This window comes from Rhizobium sp. Nf11,1, from assembly GCF_050587665.1.
In the GTDB taxonomy this organism is placed as follows: Bacteria; Pseudomonadota; Alphaproteobacteria; order Rhizobiales; family Rhizobiaceae; genus Rhizobium.
In genome coordinates this window covers 52,108-70,544 of sequence record NZ_JBOBHU010000018.1, presented here as the reverse complement: position 1 = coordinate 70,544, position 18,437 = coordinate 52,108, and the positions used below count along the sequence as shown (strand labels likewise).

The following is an 18,437-nucleotide window of genomic DNA, read 5'->3' as shown; positions in this document are numbered from 1 at the left end:
AGGGGTAACCATGAAGAAGTTCGCATTTGCACTCGCCGCCTCGGCCGCCGCCCTGATCGGCATTTCCTCCGCCGCTCAGGCCGCGGAGAAGACGAAGGTCTGCTTCGTCTATGTCGGTTCGCACACCGATGGCGGCTATTCGCAGGCCCACGATCTCGGCCGCCAGCAGGTCCAGGCCGAATTCGGCGACAAGATCGAAACGCCTTATCTCGAAAACGTGCCGGAAGGTCCGGACGCCGAGCGCGCCATCGAACGTCTGGCCCGCTCCGGCTGCAAGCTGATCTTCACCACGTCCTTCGGCTTCATGGATGCGACGGTTAAGGTCGCAGCCAAATTCCCGAAGGTCAAGTTCGAGCATGGCACCGGCTACAAGACTGGCCCGAATCTCGCGACCTACAACTCGCGATTCTATGAAGGCCGCTACATCCTCGGCCAGATCGCCGCCAAGACCTCGAAGAATCACGGCGCCGCCTACATCGCTTCGTTCCCGATTCCCGAAGTGGTGATGGGCATCAACTCCTTCGAGCAGGGCGCTAGGTCGATTGATCCGAGCTTCAAGCTGAAGGTCATCTGGGTCAACACCTGGTTCGACCCAGGCAAGGAAGCCGATGCGGCCAAGGCGATGGTCGACCAGGGAGTCGACGTCTTGACGCAGCACACCGATACGACAGCGCCGATGCAGGTTGCCGAAGAACGCGGCATCCACGCCTTCGGTCAGGCGTCCGACATGATCGCAGCCGGCCCGAAGGCGCAACTGACAGCGATCGTCGACACCTGGGGCGCTTACTACTCCAAACGCGTTCACGCGCTCCTCGACGGCACCTGGAAGTCGGAACAGAGCTGGGACGGCCTAAAGGACGGCATTCTGAAGATGGCGCCGTACACCAACATGCCTGACGATGTGAAGAAGATGGCCGAGGAAACCGAAGCCAAGATCAAATCGGGCGAGTTGCATCCCTTCACCGGTCCGATCAACAAGCAGGACGGCACGCCGTGGCTGAAGGCGGGCGAGAAGGCAGATGACGCCACCCTGCTCGGCATGAACTTCTATGTCGAAGGTGTCGACGACAAGCTGCCGGCGCAATAATTCCCCCGGCTTCTGCAACTTCCAAGGGCGTCCTGGCGGGCGCCCTTTTTTCTGCTGGAACGCTAAAAAAAGTGATTGCCAAAAGTAATACTATATGATTTTTTGACCCTGCGCCGCGAAGGAGCGGCATTGGGAGGATATCATGAAATTGAAGACTGCACTTTTGAGTGCCACGGTTCTTGCTGCCTGCATGTTCGGTTCGGCTTCGGCCGGCGGCTTGACGGTCGGCTTCTCGCAGATCGGCTCGGAATCGGGCTGGCGTGCGGCTGAAACCACTGTCACCAAAGAACAGGCAAAGAAGCGCGGCATCGATCTGAAGTTTGCCGACGCGCAGCAGAAGCAGGAAAATCAGATCAAGGCATTGCGCTCCTTCATTGCTCAGGGCGTTGATGCCATTCTGATCGCTCCGGTTGTTGAAACCGGCTGGGACGACGTTCTGAAGGAAGCCAAGGAAGCCAAGATCCCGGTCATCCTTCTCGACCGCACCATCAAGGCTCCGGACGATCTTTACCTGACGGCCGTGACCTCGGACCTCGTTCATGAAGGCAAGGTCGCAGGCGACTTCCTGGTGAAGACCGTCGGCGACAAGAAGTGCAATGTCGTCGAACTGCAGGGCACCACCGGTTCCTCGCCGGCGATCGCCCGCAAGAAGGGCTTCGAAGAAGCTCTTGCCGGCCACGACAACCTCAAGATCGTTCGCAGCCAGACCGGTGACTTCACCCGCACCAAGGGCAAGGAAGTCATGGAAAGCTTCCTGAAGGCCGAAAATGGCGGCAAGGACATCTGCGCGCTCTATGCCCACAACGACGACATGGCCGTCGGCGCCATCCAGGCGATCAAGGAAGCCGGCCTGAAGCCCGGCAAGGATATCCTTGTCGTCTCTATCGACGCCGTGCCGGATATTTTCAAGGCGATGTCGGAAGGCGAGTCCAACGCCACCGTCGAGCTGACGCCGAACATGGCTGGTCCTGCCTTCGACGCGCTCGAAGCCTATCTGAAGGACAAGAAGGCTCCGCCGAAGTGGATCCAGACCGAGTCCAAGCTCTACACGCCGGCCGACAATCCGATGAAGGTCTACGAAGAGAAGAAGGGTCAGGGCTACTGATTTGAACCTGCAACCGCACTGGCCCACAATGGGCCGGTGCGGAACTGCCGGTGCCGGATCGGGCGGCAGCCCTGTCTTGGCGCGGGCGCACGGCGCAATATCAGGACACAGCAGCCCTCATGGTTCACAATAACGAGAATATTCTCGCAGCCTCGGCTATATCCAAGTTCTTTCCCGGCGCCGTCGCCCTTGATAAGGTTGATTTCACGCTGCGCCGCGGGGAGGTTCATGCGCTTCTCGGCGAGAACGGCGCCGGAAAATCGACGCTGATCAAGTGCATCACCGGCGCCTATCATCGCGACGGCGGCAGCCTGATGCTCGACGGCCTGGAAATCAATCCGGCCAATACGCTCGCTGCCCAGAAACTCGGTATCGGGACCGTTTATCAGGAGGTCAACCTCCTCGCCAATCTAAGCGTCGCTGAAAACCTCTTTCTCGGACGCCAGCCGAGGCGTTTCGGCATGACCGACGTGCGTGCGATGAACCGCAAGGCGCGCGAACTGCTCGCCGGTTACGGCATCGATATTGACGTCACCGCCGAACTCGCCCGTTTCTCCGTCGCCGTCCAGCAGGTCGTCGCCATCGCCCGTGCCGTCGATCTCTCCGGCAAGGTGCTGATATTGGATGAGCCGACGGCAAGCCTGGACAACCAGGAAGTGGCGCTGCTCTTTCGCATCATTGAGGACCTGAAGAAGCGTGGCCTCGGCATTGTCTTCATCACCCATTTCCTCGAGCAGGTCTATGCGATCAGCGATCGCATCACCGTGCTGCGCAACGGCAAGCTCGTCGGCACCCGTGACGCCGCCGAGTTGCCGCGCCAGGGTCTGATCGCCATGATGCTCGGCCGCGAGCTTGCCCAGGCCGAAGAGGCGGTCGGGGAACGCAGCATCGCGGCGGGCGAGGTCCGGTACCGCTTTTCCGGCTACGGCAAACGCGGCAAGGTCAAGCCCTTCGATCTCGATGTGCGCGCCGGCGAGGTGGTCGGCGTGGCAGGGCTGCTTGGTTCCGGGCGCACCGAAACCGCCGAGCTGCTCTTCGGCGTCGAACATGCCGATAGCGGCAGTGCGACGATCGACGGCCAGCCCGTCACCCTTTCCAGCCCGCGCGCCGCAATCGAAAAAGGTTTCGGCTTCTGCCCGGAGGACCGCAAGACCGATGGCATCGTCGGCGACCTTTCGATCAGGGAAAATATCGCACTGGCGCTGCAGGCTCGCCGCGGCTGGACCCGGCCGCTGTCGCGCGCCGAGCAGAACGCGCTCGCCGACCGCTATATCAAAGCGCTCGATATCCGCACCACCGACCGTGAAAAACCGATCCGGCTGCTCTCCGGCGGCAATCAGCAGAAGGCGATCCTCGCCCGCTGGCTGGCAACCAATCCCAAGTTTCTCATCCTCGACGAGCCAACCCGCGGCATCGATGTCGGCGCCCATGCGGAGATCATCCGGCTCATCGAACAGCTCTGCGCCGAAGGCATGTCACTGATTGTAATTTCCTCGGAACTTGAAGAGCTTGTCGCCTATAGTTCACGTGTCATCGTACTTCGCGACAGGCAGCATATCGCCGAATTGACGGGCGAGCGCATCACCGCAGCCGGTATCGTCGATGCCATCGCCGCCGCCGAGCACAAGAAGGAGGATGCATGAAATCCTCTCGCAATGGGCTGGCCTATCGCCTGGCGCCACAACTGATCGCACTCGTAGTCATTCTTCTGTTGAATTTCATAACGTCGCCGCAGTTTTTTAATGTCGTTGTTCAAAATGGACGCCTCTATGGCAGCCTGATCGACGTGCTCAATCGCGGCGCGCCGGTGGCCTTGTTGGCGATCGGCATGACGCTGGTGATTGCTACCAAGGGCATCGACCTGTCGGTCGGCGCGGTCATCGCCATCTGCGGCGCCGTTGCAGCTTCGTCGATTGTGTCCGGAAATTCAGTGACCTACACGATTTTGCTGACATTGGCGATCGGGCTTGCCTGCGGCGTCTGGAACGGTTTTTTGGTGGCGATCCTCAACATCCAGCCGATCATTGCCACGCTGGTGCTGATGGTTGCCGGCCGCGGCATTGCCCAGCTCATCACCGAGGGCGCGATCCTGACGTTCAACGATGACGGCCTGATCTTCTTCGGCAGCGGCTCCATGGCGCTCCTGCCGATGCCCGTTGTCATCTGGCTGCTCGTCGGTCTTCTCGTCATCCTGCTCGTTCGCCGCACGGCGCTCGGCATGCTGCTCGAGGCTGTCGGCATCAATCGCCGCGCCAGCACGCTTTCCGGCATTCAAACACCGGTGTTGCTGATGGCGGTCTATATGCTGAGCGGGCTTTGCGCCTCGATCGCGGGTATCATCGTCGCGGCCGACATCAAGGGCGCCGACGCCAACAATGCAGGTCTCTGGCTGGAGCTTGATGCCATCCTCGCTGTCGTCGTCGGCGGCAACTCGCTGCTCGGCGGAAGATTCAGCATTGTCGGCTCGCTGATCGGCGCAATGATCATCCAGGCGGTCAACACCGGCATCCTGTCCTCCGGATTTCCGCCGGAGTTCAACCTGATCATCAAGGCGGTCATTATCATTGTGATCCTCGTCATTCAGTCTCCGGCGGTGCAATCGCTGGCCATCTTCGCCAGCCGCCGGCAGGGCGGAAGGGAGTAGCCGAAATGAACTCCAAATATCTGCCGCTGCTTGCGACCATCGTCATCTTCGTGCTCGCTTATGCCGGCTGCACGCTGCAATACCCGAACATGCTGTCGACGCGCGTCATCGGCAATCTTCTGACCGACAATGCCTTCCTCGGCATTGCCGCCGTCGGCATGACCTTCGTCATCATCTCCGGCGGCATCGATCTGTCGATCGGTTCGGTCATCGCCTTCACCGGCGTGTTCCTCGCGGTGATCCTGCAGAACACCTCGATCCATCCGCTGCTTGCCTTTGCGCTGGTCCTCGTCATCACCACCGCCTTCGGCGCCATCATGGGCGCCATCATCCACTATCTCGAAATGCCGGCCTTCATCGTCACGCTTGCCGGCATGTTCCTGGCGCGCGGTATCGCCTTCGTGCTCTCGATCGACAGTATTCCGATCAACCACGACTATTATTCCACGCTGACGAGCCTCTATTGGCGGCTGCCCGGCGGTGGCCGGCTGACGCTGATCGGCGCAGTCATGCTTCTGGTCTTTGCCGCCGGCATCTTCATCGCCCACCGCACCCGCTTCGGCACCAACGTCTATGCACTCGGCGGCGGGCCGCAGACGGCGCGGTTGATGGGCGTGCCGGTCGGCCGCACGACGATCCAGATCTACGCACTGTCGGGTTTTCTCGCTGGTCTATCCGGAATCGTTTTTTCGCTGTACACCTCTGCAGGATATTCTCTTGCGGCAGTCGGCGTCGAACTTGACGCCATCGCTGCGGTGGTCATTGGGGGGACGCTGCTGACCGGAGGAGCGGGCTTCGTGGCGGGAACCTTGATCGGGATTCTGATCCAGGGACTCATTCAGACCTACATCACCTTCGACGGCACGCTGTCGAGCTGGTGGACGAAGATTCTGATTGGCCTGCTGCTATTTGCATTTATTCTGATGCAGAAGGCGATCCTGTTCCTTTCCAGCCTGAACAAGAGGTATGCCTGAGGGGGGCGGGTCCTTTGCGCAACAAATTCATCGAGGCACGCAAGACAGGGCGCCGAACCCGGACGAGCCATGCACAGGTGGTCGACGAGCTCGGCAAGGCAATCGTCGCCGGCACCTATCCGGTCGGCTCGATCCTGCCCGGCGATACCGAACTGGCTCAACGCTTCAAGGTGTCGCGCACCGTCTTGCGTGAAACGATGAAGACGCTCGCAGCCAAGGGTATGGTTGTCGCCAAGGCGCGGGTTGGCACGCGCGTGACCGAGAAAACCCTCTGGAACATGTTCGACAGCGAAATCATCGCCTGGCACTTCGATAATGGCGTGACGGAAGAATTCCTGCTGCATCTTTACGATATCCGCCTTGCCGTCGAACCCTTCGCCGCAGGTCTCGTCGCCGAGCGCGCCAGCACCGAGGAAATCGAGACGCTTCGCGAACTGGCGCAGGAAATGGCGGCCAGCGGGCATACGGCCGACAGCCTGGCGCTCGCCGACCTGCGCTTTCACCTGGCGATAGCCGAAGCCTCGCACAATCCTTTCATGCGCACCCTCGGCAGCCTCATCGAAGCGGCCCTGGTCGGCATGTTCCGCATCAGCACGCCGCCCTCCGAAAATGGGTTCGCCAATATCGCCGATACCCACATGCGCATCGTCGATGCCATCGTTTCGGGCGACAGTGCCGCGGCTCGGCGTGCGATGGAGGTCGTGATCGTGGATGGCCGCGATCACGTGCACGAGGCCTTCGCGGCCCACGGCTCTCCTGTTGTCCTGGGGCCGATTTCACCCGCAATCTAACCCTGAAATGGATTTCCGATTTCAGGAATTATGCAGTATGAGGCAGAAAAGCCGCCTCATCACGCGGATTCGCGGAGCAGATCATGGAACGTACTTGTCTTGCCGTCATCCTTGCCGCCGGTGACAGCACGCGGATGAAATCTTCGAAATCGAAAGTGCTGCATCCGGTCGCCGGCCGTCCGATGATCGCCCATGTGGTCGAGGCGGTCGCCTCCGCCGGCATTTCCTCCGTCGCCCTCGTCGTCGGCCGCAATGCCGAGGAGGTGGCAAAGGCCGCAAGCATAGACGGTGTCGGCATCGAAGCCTGTCTGCAGAAGGAACGCCTCGGCACTGGCCATGCGGTGCTGGCGGCGCGCGAGGTCATCGCCAGAGGCTATGACGACATCCTCGTTACCTATGGCGACGTGCCGCTCCAGACCGACGGGCCGCTCAAGGCCGCCCGCCAGGGACTCGCCGACGGCAGCGACATCGTCGTCATCGGTTTTCATACCGACCGGCCGACCGGCTATGGCCGCCTGCTCGTCAAGGACGGCGAACTCATCGCCATTCGCGAGGAGAAGGACGCGACCGACGCCGAGCGGGCTGTGACCTGGTGCAACAGCGGATTGATGGCGATCAACGGCCGCAAGGCGCTCGATCTTCTCTCGCGCATCGGTAATGCCAATGCCAAGGGCGAATTCTATCTGACCGATCTCGTCGAGATCGCCCGTTCGCTCGGTGGCCGCGTCACCGCTGTCGACGCTCCTGAAATCGAGATGACCGGCTGCAACAACCGCGCCGAACTCGCCGTCATCGAACGCTTTTGGCAGGAGCGTCGCCGCCGCGAGATGATGCTCGCAGGCGTTACGATGATCGCGCCGGAAACGGTGTTCCTCTCCTACGACACCGTCATCGCCCAAGACGCGCTGATTGAGCCGAACGTGGTCTTTGGACCCGGTGCCGTGATCGACAGCGGCGCCATCATCCACTCCTTCTCGCATATCGAGGGCGCCCATGTCAGCGAAGGCGCGACCGTCGGCCCCTTTGCGCGGCTGAGGCCGGGTGCCGATCTCGCCAACGGTTCGAAGGTCGGCAATTTCTGCGAGGTCAAGAACGGCCGGATCGGCGAGGGCGCCAAGGTCAACCATCTGACTTATATCGGCGATGCTGTCGTCGGTGCCGGCAGCAATATCGGTGCGGGCACGATCACCTGCAATTATGACGGGGTCAACAAGAGCGAAACGGTGATCGGGCAAAACGCCTTCGTCGGCTCCAATTCCTCGCTGGTCGCGCCGGTGACGATCGGTGACGGCGCCTATATCGCCTCCGGCAGCGTCATCACCGCCAACGTGCCGGCCGATGCGCTGGCGCTCGGACGCGCCCGCCAGGAGATCAAGCCCGGCCGCGCGACGCTGTTGCGCGAGCGTGCGCTCGCCATAAAGGCGGCGAAGAAGGCCAAGGTTTAAGCCCGCTTTGCGTAACCGGCGGAAATTCAAAGTGACCGCGGAGCCGATTGAGAAATAAGCGGAAATCTTTAGGACTGGCCTCAATATTGAAGCCTTATGGGGATATTGCATGTGCGGAATTGTGGGGATCGTCGGAACTCAGCCTGTCGCCGGGCGCCTGGTCGATGCGCTGAAGCGCCTGGAATATCGCGGTTATGATTCTGCCGGTGTCGCTACCATCCACGAGGGCGTGATGGATCGCCGTCGCGCCGAGGGCAAGCTCTTCAATCTGGAAAAGCGCCTCGACGCCGAACCGTTGCCTGGTGCGGTCGGTATTGCCCATACGCGCTGGGCAACACACGGCGTGCCCAACGAGACCAATGCCCATCCGCATTTCGTTGAAGGCGTGGCCGTCGTTCATAACGGCATCATCGAAAATTTCTCCGAGCTTCGCGATGAACTGACCGAAGCGGGCGCGGTCTTCGACACTCAGACCGATACCGAAGTCGTTGCCCAGCTGATGGCGAAATATCTGCGCGAGGGGCTCGAGCCGCGCGCCGCCATGTTGAAGATGCTGAACCGGGTGACCGGCGCCTATGCGCTGGCCGTCATGCTCAAGGCCGATCCCGGCACGATCATGGCCGCCCGCTCAGGCCCGCCGCTTGCCGTCGGCTACGGCCGTGGCGAGATGTTCCTGGGGTCGGATGCGATTGCGCTTTCGCCCTTCACCAACGAGATCACCTATCTGGCCGACGGCGATTGCGCCCTCATCACGCGCGACGGCGTCGCCGTGCTCGATTTTGCCGGAAAGCCGGTCAAACGAGCCCGCCAGATCTCGCAGGCGACCGCCTATGTCGTCGACAAGGGCAATCACCGCCATTTCATGGAAAAGGAAATCTACGAGCAGCCGGAGGTGATCTCCCACGCGCTCAGCCACTATGTGGATTTCGCCGAGAACACGATCGGCGCCAATGCCGCCGCGATCGATTTCAAGGCGGCAAGCAGCCTTGCGATTTCGGCCTGCGGCACCGCCTATCTCGCAGGCCTTGTCGGCAAATACTGGTTCGAGCGTTATGCCCGCCTGCCTGTTGAGATCGACGTCGCCTCCGAATTCCGCTACCGCGAAATGCCGCTCTCGCCATCGCAGGCCGCACTCTTCATCTCCCAGTCGGGCGAGACCGCCGATACGCTGGCATCGCTGCGTTATTGCCGCGACAACGGCTTGAAGATCGGCGCTGTCGTCAATGTGCGCGAATCGACGATTGCCCGCGAATCCGACGCCGTCTTCCCGATCATGGCCGGTCCCGAAATCGGCGTCGCCTCGACCAAGGCCTTCACCTGCCAACTCGCCGTGCTGGCGTCACTGGCGATCGGCGCCGGCAAGGCGCGCGGCACGGTGAGTGCTGAGGAGGAGAGGGCGCTGGTGCGCCATCTCGCCGAGATGCCGCGCATCATGAGCAGGGTGCTGAATCTTATCCAGCCGCAGATGGAAAGCCTGTCGCGTGAACTGTCGAAATGCAGGGACGTGCTCTATCTCGGCCGCGGCACCAGCTTCCCGCTCGCCATGGAAGGCGCGCTGAAGCTCAAGGAAATTTCCTATATCCACGCCGAAGGCTATGCCGCCGGTGAGTTGAAGCACGGGCCGATAGCGCTGATCGACGAGAACATGCCGGTCATCGTCATTGCCCCTTACGACCGCTTCTTCGAAAAGACCGTTTCGAACATGCAGGAGGTCGCAGCCCGCGGCGGCCGCATCATTTTCATCACCGACGACGCGGGTGCGGCCGCCTCGAAACTGCCGACCATGGCAACGATTACCCTGCCTGTCGTCGACGAAATCATCGCGCCTATGATCTTTTCGCTGCCGATCCAGCTGCTCGCCTATCACACTGCCGTTTTCATGGGCACCGACGTCGATCAGCCGCGCAACCTGGCGAAATCTGTAACAGTGGAATAAGCCTGCAAGGCCGCTGTCTTCGCTGCGAAACATATTGTGCGCACCCTCGAATTCTGGCAATTTTGGTGTGCGGACAAGGGGGAAAGGCCGGCGTTCCGGCCTGTCCACGACTGAGATGGAGCTCATCAGGAGAGATGACCGACAACACCCCCAGAATGCCGGTCGCGACCCGGCTGAGGAATAATTTTCTCGCAGGCCTGATCATCTGCGCGCCGATCGCGATTACCATCTGGCTGACCTGGACCTTCATCCACTGGTCGGACAGCTGGGTCAGGCCCTATATTCCGGCGCGCTGGAATCCGGAAAGCTATCTCAATTTCGCCATTCCCGGTTTCGGCCTGCTGACGGCCGTCGTGCTGATCACCGTTGTCGGTTTTCTCGGCAAGAACCTGATCGGCCAGAGCATCGTCGGTTTCGGCGAATCGGTCGTCCAGCGCATGCCGCTGGTGCGCACGATCTATAGAAGCGTGAAGCAGATTTTCGAAACGGTGCTGAAGGAGCAGTCGAACTCTTTCAAGAAAGTCGGCCTCATCGAATATCCCAGTCCCGGCCTCTGGGCGCTGGTTTTCGTGGCCACCGATGCCAAGGGCGAGATCGCTTCGAAGTTCAACGCCATGGGCCAGGATATGGTCGCGGTCTTCCTGCCTCCGACTCCGGTGCCGACCGCCGGTTTCCTCGTCTTCGTGCCGCGCGAGAAGATCGTGTTGCTCGACATGTCGCCGGAAGACGCGGCCAAATTCCTGATCTCAGGCGGGCTCGTGGCTCCTGAAATCCCTCAGTCCGAGCCGAAGCCGAAGCATTTGCCGCGGCCGAAGCCGGTGGCGGTTTCCAAGGCTGATTGATGCATGTCGCCCAAAAGTGTTTAGCGGTTTTGCGATAACGCCATGCATGGCGCGTAGTGGCGCGCTTTATCCTGCTCTCAGAAACCGGATCGCCTCATCTCGGCGGAAGAGATAGAGCAGGGTGCGGATCGCCTGTCCTCTTTCGCTGGTCAGTTCCGGATCGCGCTCAATGAGGTAGGCCGCATCCTTACGAGCAATCTCAAGCAGATCGGCATGCGCCTCGAGGCTGGCAATGCGAAAACCCGGCGTGCCGGATTGCCTTGTGCCGAGCAATTCGCCTTCGCCGCGCAGCTTCAGATCCTCTTCGGCGATGCGAAAACCGTCCTCCGTCTCCCGCATGATCGAAAGCCGGGAATGGCCGGTTTCGCCGAGCGGCCCCTTATAGAGCAGGATGCAGGTCGAAGCCTCATCGCCGCGCCCGACGCGGCCTCGCAGCTGATGCAGTTGCGCCAGGCCGAAGCGTTCGGCATGTTCGATCACCATGATCGTCGCATCCGGCACGTCGACGCCGACCTCGACGACGGTGGTGGCGACGAGAAGGCGGGTCTCGCCGTTCTTGAAGGCCATCATCGCCGCATCCTTCTCCGCGCCGCTCATACGACCGTGGATGAGGCCGATATCGGGACCGAGCGCGGAGACGAGCGTCGCATGCCGCTCCTCCGCCGACATCAGGTCTAGTTCTTCGGACTCCTCGACCAGCGGGCAGATCCAGTACGCCTTCTTGCCTTCAGCGATCGCCCCCCGCAACCGCCCGACGATTTCGCCTGTTCGTTCCATCGGCACGGTGATTGTCTGGATCGGCTTGCGGCCGGCCGGCTTCTCGGTGAGTTTGGAAACGTCCATGTCGCCGAAGGCAGCCAGCACAAGCGTGCGAGGGATAGGCGTCGCGGTCATGACAAGCATATGCGGCGAGATGCCCTTCGCCGTCAGCCGCAGGCGCTGGTGAACGCCGAAACGGTGCTGCTCGTCGACGACGGCGAGCATCAGGTTTGCGTAACTGACGCTCTCCTGAAATAGCGCATGCGTGCCGATGATGATCTGCGCTGCGCCGGAGCCGATGCGTTCCAGGATGTCTTCGCGTTCGCGCCCTTTGGTGCGCCCGGTCAGCACTTCGATGCCGAGGCCGGCGGAGGCGGCGAATTTCGAGATGGTCGCGTGGTGCTGCCGCGCCAGGATTTCGGTCGGCGCCATCAGCACGGCCTGGCCGCCGGCCTCGATCACCGCCGCCATCGCCATCAGCGCCACCAGCGTCTTGCCGGAGCCGACATCGCCCTGCAGCAGCCGCAGCATCCGCTCCTGACCGGCCATGTCCTTCAGGATCTCGGCGATCGCATCGTTCTGGCTTGACGTGAGCGAGAAGGGCAGCGCCTTCACGATCTTACTGCTGACCGCACCGGTGGCATGCACCGGCTGGCCCGCCACTTTGCGCAGCCTCTGGCGCACCAAGCTGAGCGACAGTTGGCCGGCCAGAAATTCGTCATAGGCAAGCCGCCTTCGGGCAGGGGCCTGTGGATCGACATCTGCGGGATCGCGCGGCTCGTGCAGCATATGAAAGCTGTCACGGATCGACGGCAGACCCTGCTTCTGCGTCAGCGTCGGGTCGATCCATTCCGGCATCTCCGGAAAGCGCGGCAGGGCGGCGTCGACAATCTTGCGCAGCGTTTTCGGCGAAAGCCCCGCCGTCAGCGGATAGATCGGCTCGACGAGCGGCAGGCTTTCGGCCTCCTCCGCTTTGACGATATAGTCGGGATGCACCATCGAGGCGCGGCCGTTGAACCAGTCGATCTTGCCGCTGACCGTCACCTCCGCATCGATGGGCAGCTGCTTTTCCAGCCATGCCGCCTGGCCGCGGAAGAAGACCAGCGTCAGCTCGCCGGTCTCGTCGTGCAGGAAGACCCGATAGGGGACATTGCTTTTGCCGCGCGGCGGCACCTGATGCCGATCGACACGTGCGGTGATGGTGACGATCGCGCCCTGCGGCGCCCGGGCGATCCCCGGCTGATTGCGCCGGTCGATCAGCGAGAAGGGTGCGTGAAACAAAAGGTCGATGACCCGGCAATCCTCCGGCGTCTCGCGTCCGAGCAGCTTGACCAGCAGTTCGGCGATCTTCGGGCCGACGCCCGGAAGGCCCGAAACAGGAGAAAACAGCGGATCGAGAATGGCGGGGCGCATGCGGCCAAAATGCGATGAATAATGCCGCCTTGGCAAGGCTGACAAGCCGCTTTCGAGGGTCTATAGAGGCGCATCAACAGGAAGGTAATGCCATGACAGGTGTCACGCTCACGAGTGCCGGTCTCGACCCGCGCCGCCGCCGGATCCTTTTCCGCTGCTGGCACCGCGGCATCCGCGAGATGGATCTGGTTTTCGGCCAGTTCGCCGAAGCCGAGCTCGCGACGCTGTCGGAAGCCGAGCTCGACGAGTTCGAAACGATTATGGCCGAAGAGGACAATGATCTGGTCCGCTGGATTATGGGAACCTGGCCAGTTCCCGAGCGTTTCCAGACTCCGATGTTTGCCAGGCTTGCCGCCTACAAGCCCGATTTCGACAAGCCCCTCAGGACGCCGGAATGATCCCTGGTTTTGATGCGAAGAAGCTTGCGGCCATTGCCGAGCCGCTGACGATCGGTAATGTGCCCGCCGGCCTCGAACCGCTGCTGCTCGCCGAGCTTGCCCGAGCGGGAGAGCCGGTGGCCTATGTCATGTCGGACGGCCATCGTATGGCCGATCTGGAACAGATGCTCGGCTTCGTCGCCCCCGACATTCCGGTTCTCACCCTGCCGGCCTGGGACTGTCTGCCCTATGACCGCGTCTCGCCGAGCGCCGATACCTCGGCGCGCCGGCTTGCCGCACTCGGCGGCCTCATCGCCCATCGCAAGAAGCCGCATGCCGCGATCGTGCTCGTCACCGCCAACGCCATGCTGCAGAAGGTGGCGCCGCATGATGTCATCGAAAGCCTGAGTTTTTCGGCCCGTCCAGGCAACCAGCTGCGCATGGATGATCTCGCCGGGCGTCTGGAGCGCAATGGCTTCGACCGCGTCGCGACCGTTCGCGAAGTTGGCGAATATGCCGTGCGCGGCGGCATTCTCGATGTCTTCGTGCCCGGTTCGGAAGAGCCGGTCCGCCTCGATTTCTTCGGCGATACGCTGGAGAGTATCCGCAGCTTCGATCCCGCCAGCCAGCGCACCACCGGCCAGGTGCGCTCCCTCGATCTCAACCCGATGAGCGAGGTGACGCTGACGCCGGATACGATCGGCCGCTTCCGCAAGAACTATCTCTCCGCTTTCGGCGCGACAACGCGTGACGATGCGCTTTATCTCGCCGTTTCCGAAGGCCGGCGCTATCCCGGCATGGAGCACTGGCTGCCGCTCTTCTACGAGAAGCTCGATACCGTCTTCGATTATCTCAGCGGCTTCCGCATCGTCACTGACCACACGGTGCGGGAAGCAGCCGAGGAACGCTCCAAGCTTGTCCTCGACTATTACGACGCCCGCCTCAATTCCGGTCAGCCGGCCAAAGGCCAGATGGCCCAGGGCACGCCCTACAAGCCGGTGACGCCAGGCCAGCTCTATCTCGACAGCAAACTCTTCGCCAAAACCCTCGACGCACTCGGCGCGATCCGCATCAGCCCGTTCAACGAGGTCGAGGGTGAGGCAAGGCGGGTCGTCAATGTCGACGCCCGCCAGGGCCAGCGCTGGGCTCGCTCGAATGCCGAAGGCGGAGGGGATGCCGAACGCATCAACATCTTCGACGTCGTCGTCAAGCATGTCGCCGACCGCCGCGCCGCCGGCGCGAAGGTGCTCATCACCGCCTGGACAGAAGGTTCGCTGGAGCGCCTGCTGCAGGTTCTGAACGAGCACGGCCTGGAAAAGGTCAAGCCTGTCGAGGCGCTGAAGGATATACGCTCGCTGGAGAAAGGCGAGGCCGCTGCCGCGGTGCTCAATCTCGAATCCGGCTTCGAGGCGGGCGATCTCGTCGTCATCGGCGAGCAGGATATTCTCGGCGACCGCATGGTGCGCCGTTCCAAGCGCCGCAAGCGCGCCGCCGATTTCATTTCGGAGGTCGCCGGCCTCGACGAAGGCTCGATCGTCGTTCATGCCGAACATGGCATCGGCCGTTTCATCGGGCTGAAGACCATCGAGGCGGCAGGCGCCCCGCATGCCTGTCTCGAACTGCAATATGCCGACGAGGCCAAACTCTTCCTGCCGGTGGAAAACATCGATCTTCTCTCGCGCTACGGCGGCGAGGGCACCGATGCCCAACTCGACAAGCTCGGCGGTGGCGCATGGCAGATGCGCAAGGCCAAGCTCAAGCGGCGCCTGCTCGACATGGCCGATGCGCTGATCCGCATCGCCGCCGAGCGCCTTACGCGCCATGCGCCGATGCTGACGGCGCCGGACGGCCTTTACGACGAATTCGCCGCCCGCTTCCCCTATGACGAGACCGAGGACCAGGACAACGCCATCGACGCGGTGCGTTCCGACCTCGGCGCCGGCCGGCCGATGGACCGGCTCGTCTGCGGCGATGTCGGTTTCGGCAAGACCGAAGTGGCCTTGCGCGCCGCTTTCGTTGCGGCGATGAACGGCGTCCAGGTCGCAGTCGTCGTGCCGACGACCTTGCTCGCCCGCCAGCATTTCAAGACCTTCTCGGAGCGTTTCCGCGGCCTGCCGGTTCGCGTCCAGCAGGCCTCTCGCCTTGTCGGATCGAAGGAGCTGGCGCTGACCAAGAAGGAAGTGGCGGACGGCAAGACTGACATCGTCGTCGGCACGCATGCGCTGCTCGGCGCCGGCATCAAATTCGCCAATCTCGGCCTGCTGATCATCGACGAGGAGCAGCATTTCGGCGTCAAGCACAAGGAGCGGCTGAAGGAGCTGAAGAGCGACGTGCATGTGCTGACGCTGTCGGCGACGCCGATCCCGCGCACGCTGCAGCTCGCCATGACTGGCGTGCGCGAACTGTCGCTGATCACCACGCCACCGGTCGATCGCATGGCGGTGCGCACCTTCATCTCGCCCTTCGACAGCCTAGTTATTCGCGAGACGCTGATGCGCGAGCACTATCGCGGCGGCCAGAGCTTCTATGTCTGCCCGAGGCTTGCCGATCTGGCGGATGTGCACGCCTTCCTGCAGTCCGACGTGCCGGAGCTGAAGGTCGCCGTCGCCCATGGCCAGATGCCGGCCGGCGAACTGGAAGACATCATGAACGCCTTCTATGAAGGCCGTTACGACGTGCTGCTGTCCACAACCATCGTCGAATCCGGCCTCGACGTGCCGACAGCCAATACGCTGATCGTCCATCGCGCCGATATGTTCGGCCTTGCCCAGCTCTATCAGCTGCGCGGTCGCGTCGGCCGCTCCAAGGTGCGCGCTTTCGCGCTCTTTACCCTGCCGGTCAACAAGGTGCTGACGGCGACGGCCGAGCGCCGGCTGAAGGTGCTGCAGTCACTGGATACGCTCGGCGCCGGCTTTCAGCTCGCAAGCCACGACCTCGATATCCGCGGCGCAGGCAACCTGCTCGGCGAGGAGCAGTCAGGCCACATCAAGGAGGTCGGTTTCGAACTTTATCAGCAGATGCTGGAAGAGGCTGTCGCCGAGGTCAAGGGTGTCGACGAAATCCATGATACCGGCTGGTCGCCGCAAATTTCGGTCGGCACCACCGTGATGATCCCCGAGAGTTACGTGCCGGACCTGCATCTGCGTATGGCGCTCTACCGCCGATTGGGCGAGATTACCGAACTCAAGGAAATCGACGGATTCGGCGCCGAGATGATCGACCGCTTCGGGCCGATGCCGATCGAAGTCCAGCATCTCCTGAAGATCGTCTACATCAAGTCGCTCTGCCGCACCGCAAATGTCGAAAAACTCGACGCCGGCCCGAAGGGTGTGGTCGTGCAGTTCCGCAACAAGGAATTTCCGAACCCGGCAAATCTCGTCGCCTATATCGGCAAGCAGGGTACGATGGCGAAGATTCGCCCCGATCACAGCCTGTTTCTGACCCGCGACCTGCCGACGCCTGAGAAGCGCTTGCAGGGCGCGGCAGTCATCATGACGCAACTGGCCGAGATGGCCAAGCAATAGAGGGAGACGGCTATGGCGACACATGCCGCGAGGGTTGCCTGGCAGCGCAACGGCGAGATCTTCACCGACAACCGCTACAGCCGCGTCCATCGCTGGACCTTCGACGGCGGCATCGAGGTGAGGGCGTCCTCATCCTCGCATGTGGTTCCGTTGCCCTATTCCGCCGAAGACGCCGTCGATCCGGAGGAGGCTTTCGTCGCCTCGCTCTCCAGCTGCCACATGCTCTGGTTCCTGTCGATTGCCGCCAAGCAAGGCTTTTGCGTCGACAGCTATACCGATGCCGCCGAGGGCGTCATGGAAAAGAACAGCGAAGGCCGTCTTGCCATGACCGTGGTGACGCTGAAGCCGCATGTCGTCTTCAGCGGCGAAAAGCAGCCTTCGCTCGGCGAGCTCCACGCCCTGCATCATCGCGCCCACGACGAATGCTTCATCGCCAATTCGGTGAAAACCGAGGTGCGCTGCGTTCCGGTCTTGGGCTGAGCTGTCGCAAAAATTACGCGATACCAGGCCTGCGGCCTTCAATCGCCTGGCGGTTCTGACCAGCCGATCAGCTTTGCCCACTCATTGGCGCCGTCCATGATGATGTCGAACACCGGATCCTTGATGTCGTAGTAGAAATCGACGTCGTCTGGAAACCTTTGGGCAAGCCGCTGCTTGATCAGGGCGTAGGCGCCTGCCGCTATCGGATGGGCGCGCAGGAAGTCGCGGCAAAGAAGAGAATATCGCTGATTGAAACGGCCTTTCTCGCGGATGTGCAGATTCGGCGGGCGCTGCTCCCATGATGGCGGATTTGAGGATCGCAAAATCCTCGACCCAGCTCTGCCGCGGCTCTTCGATCTCGATCCGCACAGCCGGCCTCAGTTGAGGCCCGATCGCGCCTCGGCCTTCGCCTTGGCGATATCGCGCAGCGCATTTGCCAGCACATCGGGCGTCTGGGCGCCGCTCACGGCATATTGCTGGTCGAAGATGAAGAACGGCACGCCGTTGACGCCCATCTCCTGTGCCGCCTTGATTTCGGCGACGATCAGATCGCTATCGGCATTGGACGCAAGCAGCGAGGCGATGACCGACCGGTCGAGGCCGGCCTTCTCGGCGATGTCGAGCAGCACCGCATGGTCGCCGACATTGCGGCCTTCCTCGAAATTCGCCTTGAACAGGGCGGTGACGACCTTGTCCTGCTTCTCGCGGCCTTCGATCATCGCCCAGTGGATGAGCCGGTGGGCGTCGAGCGTGTTCGGGCCAATCTTGATCGCCGCGAAATCGAAGGCGATGCCGACTTCGCGACCGTAGTCGGTCAGCATCTTGTGCGCCTGCGCCACGCGCTCCTCGCCCCCGAGCTTCTCAGCCAGCGCCTTCTTCTGGTCGACGCCTTCCTTCGGGTAGTCCGGATTGAGCCGGTATGGCCGCCAGTTAATGTCGACGCCGATCTCGTCCTGCACTTCGGCGATGGCGAGTTCCAGCCGTGCCTTGCCGAGATAGCACCAGGGGCAGACGACATCCGAGACGACGTCGATGGTGATGTGCTCCATGATGATGTTCC

At 62.0% G+C, this 18,437-nt stretch carries 15 protein-coding genes; 12 read left to right on the top strand and 3 right to left on the bottom strand.

Going from position 1 to position 18,437, the window contains the following annotated elements; all coding sequences use genetic code 11:
* Positions 1-10 precede the first annotated feature (10 nt).
* The 9 genes from ACQ7C1_RS23490 to ACQ7C1_RS23450 all read left to right on the top strand — a co-directional run bounded on the left by ACQ7C1_RS23490 (position 11) and on the right by ACQ7C1_RS23450 (position 10,824).
* Positions 11-1,087, top strand: coding sequence for a BMP family ABC transporter substrate-binding protein (locus ACQ7C1_RS23490; RefSeq protein ID WP_285195421.1), 1,077 nt, complete (start codon positions 11-13; stop codon positions 1,085-1,087).
* Positions 1,088-1,229: 142 nt separating this feature from the next.
* Complete coding sequence (gene ytfQ, locus ACQ7C1_RS23485) at positions 1,230-2,192, top strand: galactofuranose ABC transporter, galactofuranose-binding protein YtfQ (protein ID WP_085778145.1); 963 nt, start codon at positions 1,230-1,232, stop codon at positions 2,190-2,192.
* A gap of 119 nt (positions 2,193-2,311) precedes the next feature.
* Complete coding sequence (gene ytfR, locus ACQ7C1_RS23480) at positions 2,312-3,835, top strand: galactofuranose ABC transporter, ATP-binding protein YtfR (protein WP_430959973.1); 1,524 nt, start codon at positions 2,312-2,314, stop codon at positions 3,833-3,835.
* Positions 3,832-4,836 (top strand): ABC transporter permease, encoded by a 1,005-nt coding sequence (locus ACQ7C1_RS23475; protein WP_085778147.1) that lies wholly within the window; start codon positions 3,832-3,834, stop codon positions 4,834-4,836. The genes ytfR and ACQ7C1_RS23475 overlap by 4 nt, the downstream gene beginning before the upstream one ends.
* Positions 4,837-4,841: 5 nt before the next feature.
* A complete protein-coding gene (gene yjfF, locus ACQ7C1_RS23470; RefSeq protein ID WP_085778148.1) occupies positions 4,842-5,810 on the top strand; it encodes a galactofuranose ABC transporter, permease protein YjfF in 969 nt (322 codons plus the stop codon).
* 14 nt (positions 5,811-5,824) lie between these two features.
* A complete protein-coding gene (locus ACQ7C1_RS23465) occupies positions 5,825-6,601 on the top strand; it encodes a FadR/GntR family transcriptional regulator (protein ID WP_097601127.1) in 777 nt (258 codons plus the stop codon).
* Positions 6,602-6,684: 83 nt separating this feature from the next.
* Complete coding sequence (gene glmU / locus ACQ7C1_RS23460) at positions 6,685-8,046, top strand: bifunctional UDP-N-acetylglucosamine diphosphorylase/glucosamine-1-phosphate N-acetyltransferase GlmU (RefSeq protein ID WP_430959972.1); 1,362 nt, start codon at positions 6,685-6,687, stop codon at positions 8,044-8,046.
* 109 nt (positions 8,047-8,155) lie between these two features.
* On the top strand, positions 8,156-9,982 hold the full coding sequence (gene glmS, locus ACQ7C1_RS23455) for a glutamine--fructose-6-phosphate transaminase (isomerizing) (protein ID WP_221157083.1): 1,827 nt from the start codon (positions 8,156-8,158) through the stop codon (positions 9,980-9,982).
* Between the two features lie 134 nt (positions 9,983-10,116).
* Positions 10,117-10,824: a DUF502 domain-containing protein gene (locus tag ACQ7C1_RS23450; RefSeq protein ID WP_085778152.1), complete on the top strand. Its 708-nt coding sequence runs from the start codon at positions 10,117-10,119 to the stop codon at positions 10,822-10,824.
* Between the two features lie 66 nt (positions 10,825-10,890).
* On the opposite strand, the gene recG is transcribed toward ACQ7C1_RS23450, so the two are convergent.
* Positions 10,891-12,996 carry an ATP-dependent DNA helicase RecG gene (recG, locus tag ACQ7C1_RS23445; protein WP_430959971.1) on the bottom strand — a complete coding sequence of 702 codons (2,106 nt, stop codon included), beginning with the start codon at positions 12,994-12,996 and terminating at the stop codon, positions 10,891-10,893.
* A gap of 92 nt (positions 12,997-13,088) precedes the next feature.
* Here recG and ACQ7C1_RS23440 point away from each other — a divergent pair, with 92 nt between their 5' ends.
* From ACQ7C1_RS23440 to ACQ7C1_RS23430, 3 genes are read left to right on the top strand one after another with little or no spacing between them, the layout of a single operon-like run.
* Positions 13,089-13,394 carry a succinate dehydrogenase assembly factor 2 gene (locus ACQ7C1_RS23440; RefSeq protein ID WP_097601123.1) on the top strand — a complete coding sequence of 102 codons (306 nt, stop codon included), beginning with the start codon at positions 13,089-13,091 and terminating at the stop codon, positions 13,392-13,394.
* A complete protein-coding gene (mfd, locus tag ACQ7C1_RS23435; RefSeq protein ID WP_430959970.1) occupies positions 13,391-16,897 on the top strand; it encodes a transcription-repair coupling factor in 3,507 nt (1,168 codons plus the stop codon). Before ACQ7C1_RS23440 ends, mfd begins: the two co-directional genes overlap by 4 nt.
* A 12-nt stretch (positions 16,898-16,909) precedes the next feature.
* On the top strand, positions 16,910-17,377 hold the full coding sequence (locus ACQ7C1_RS23430; protein WP_430959969.1) for an OsmC family protein: 468 nt from the start codon (positions 16,910-16,912) through the stop codon (positions 17,375-17,377).
* Positions 17,378-17,415: 38 nt separating this feature from the next.
* On the opposite strand, the gene ACQ7C1_RS23425 is transcribed toward ACQ7C1_RS23430, so the two are convergent.
* Positions 17,416-17,700: a GrpB family protein gene (locus ACQ7C1_RS23425; RefSeq protein WP_430959968.1), complete on the bottom strand. Its 285-nt coding sequence runs from the start codon at positions 17,698-17,700 to the stop codon at positions 17,416-17,418.
* A 54-nt stretch (positions 17,701-17,754) separates the two neighbouring features.
* Positions 17,755-18,426 (bottom strand): DsbA family oxidoreductase, encoded by a 672-nt coding sequence (locus tag ACQ7C1_RS23420; protein ID WP_430959967.1) that lies wholly within the window; start codon positions 18,424-18,426, stop codon positions 17,755-17,757.
* Positions 18,427-18,437: the final 11 nt, after the last annotated feature.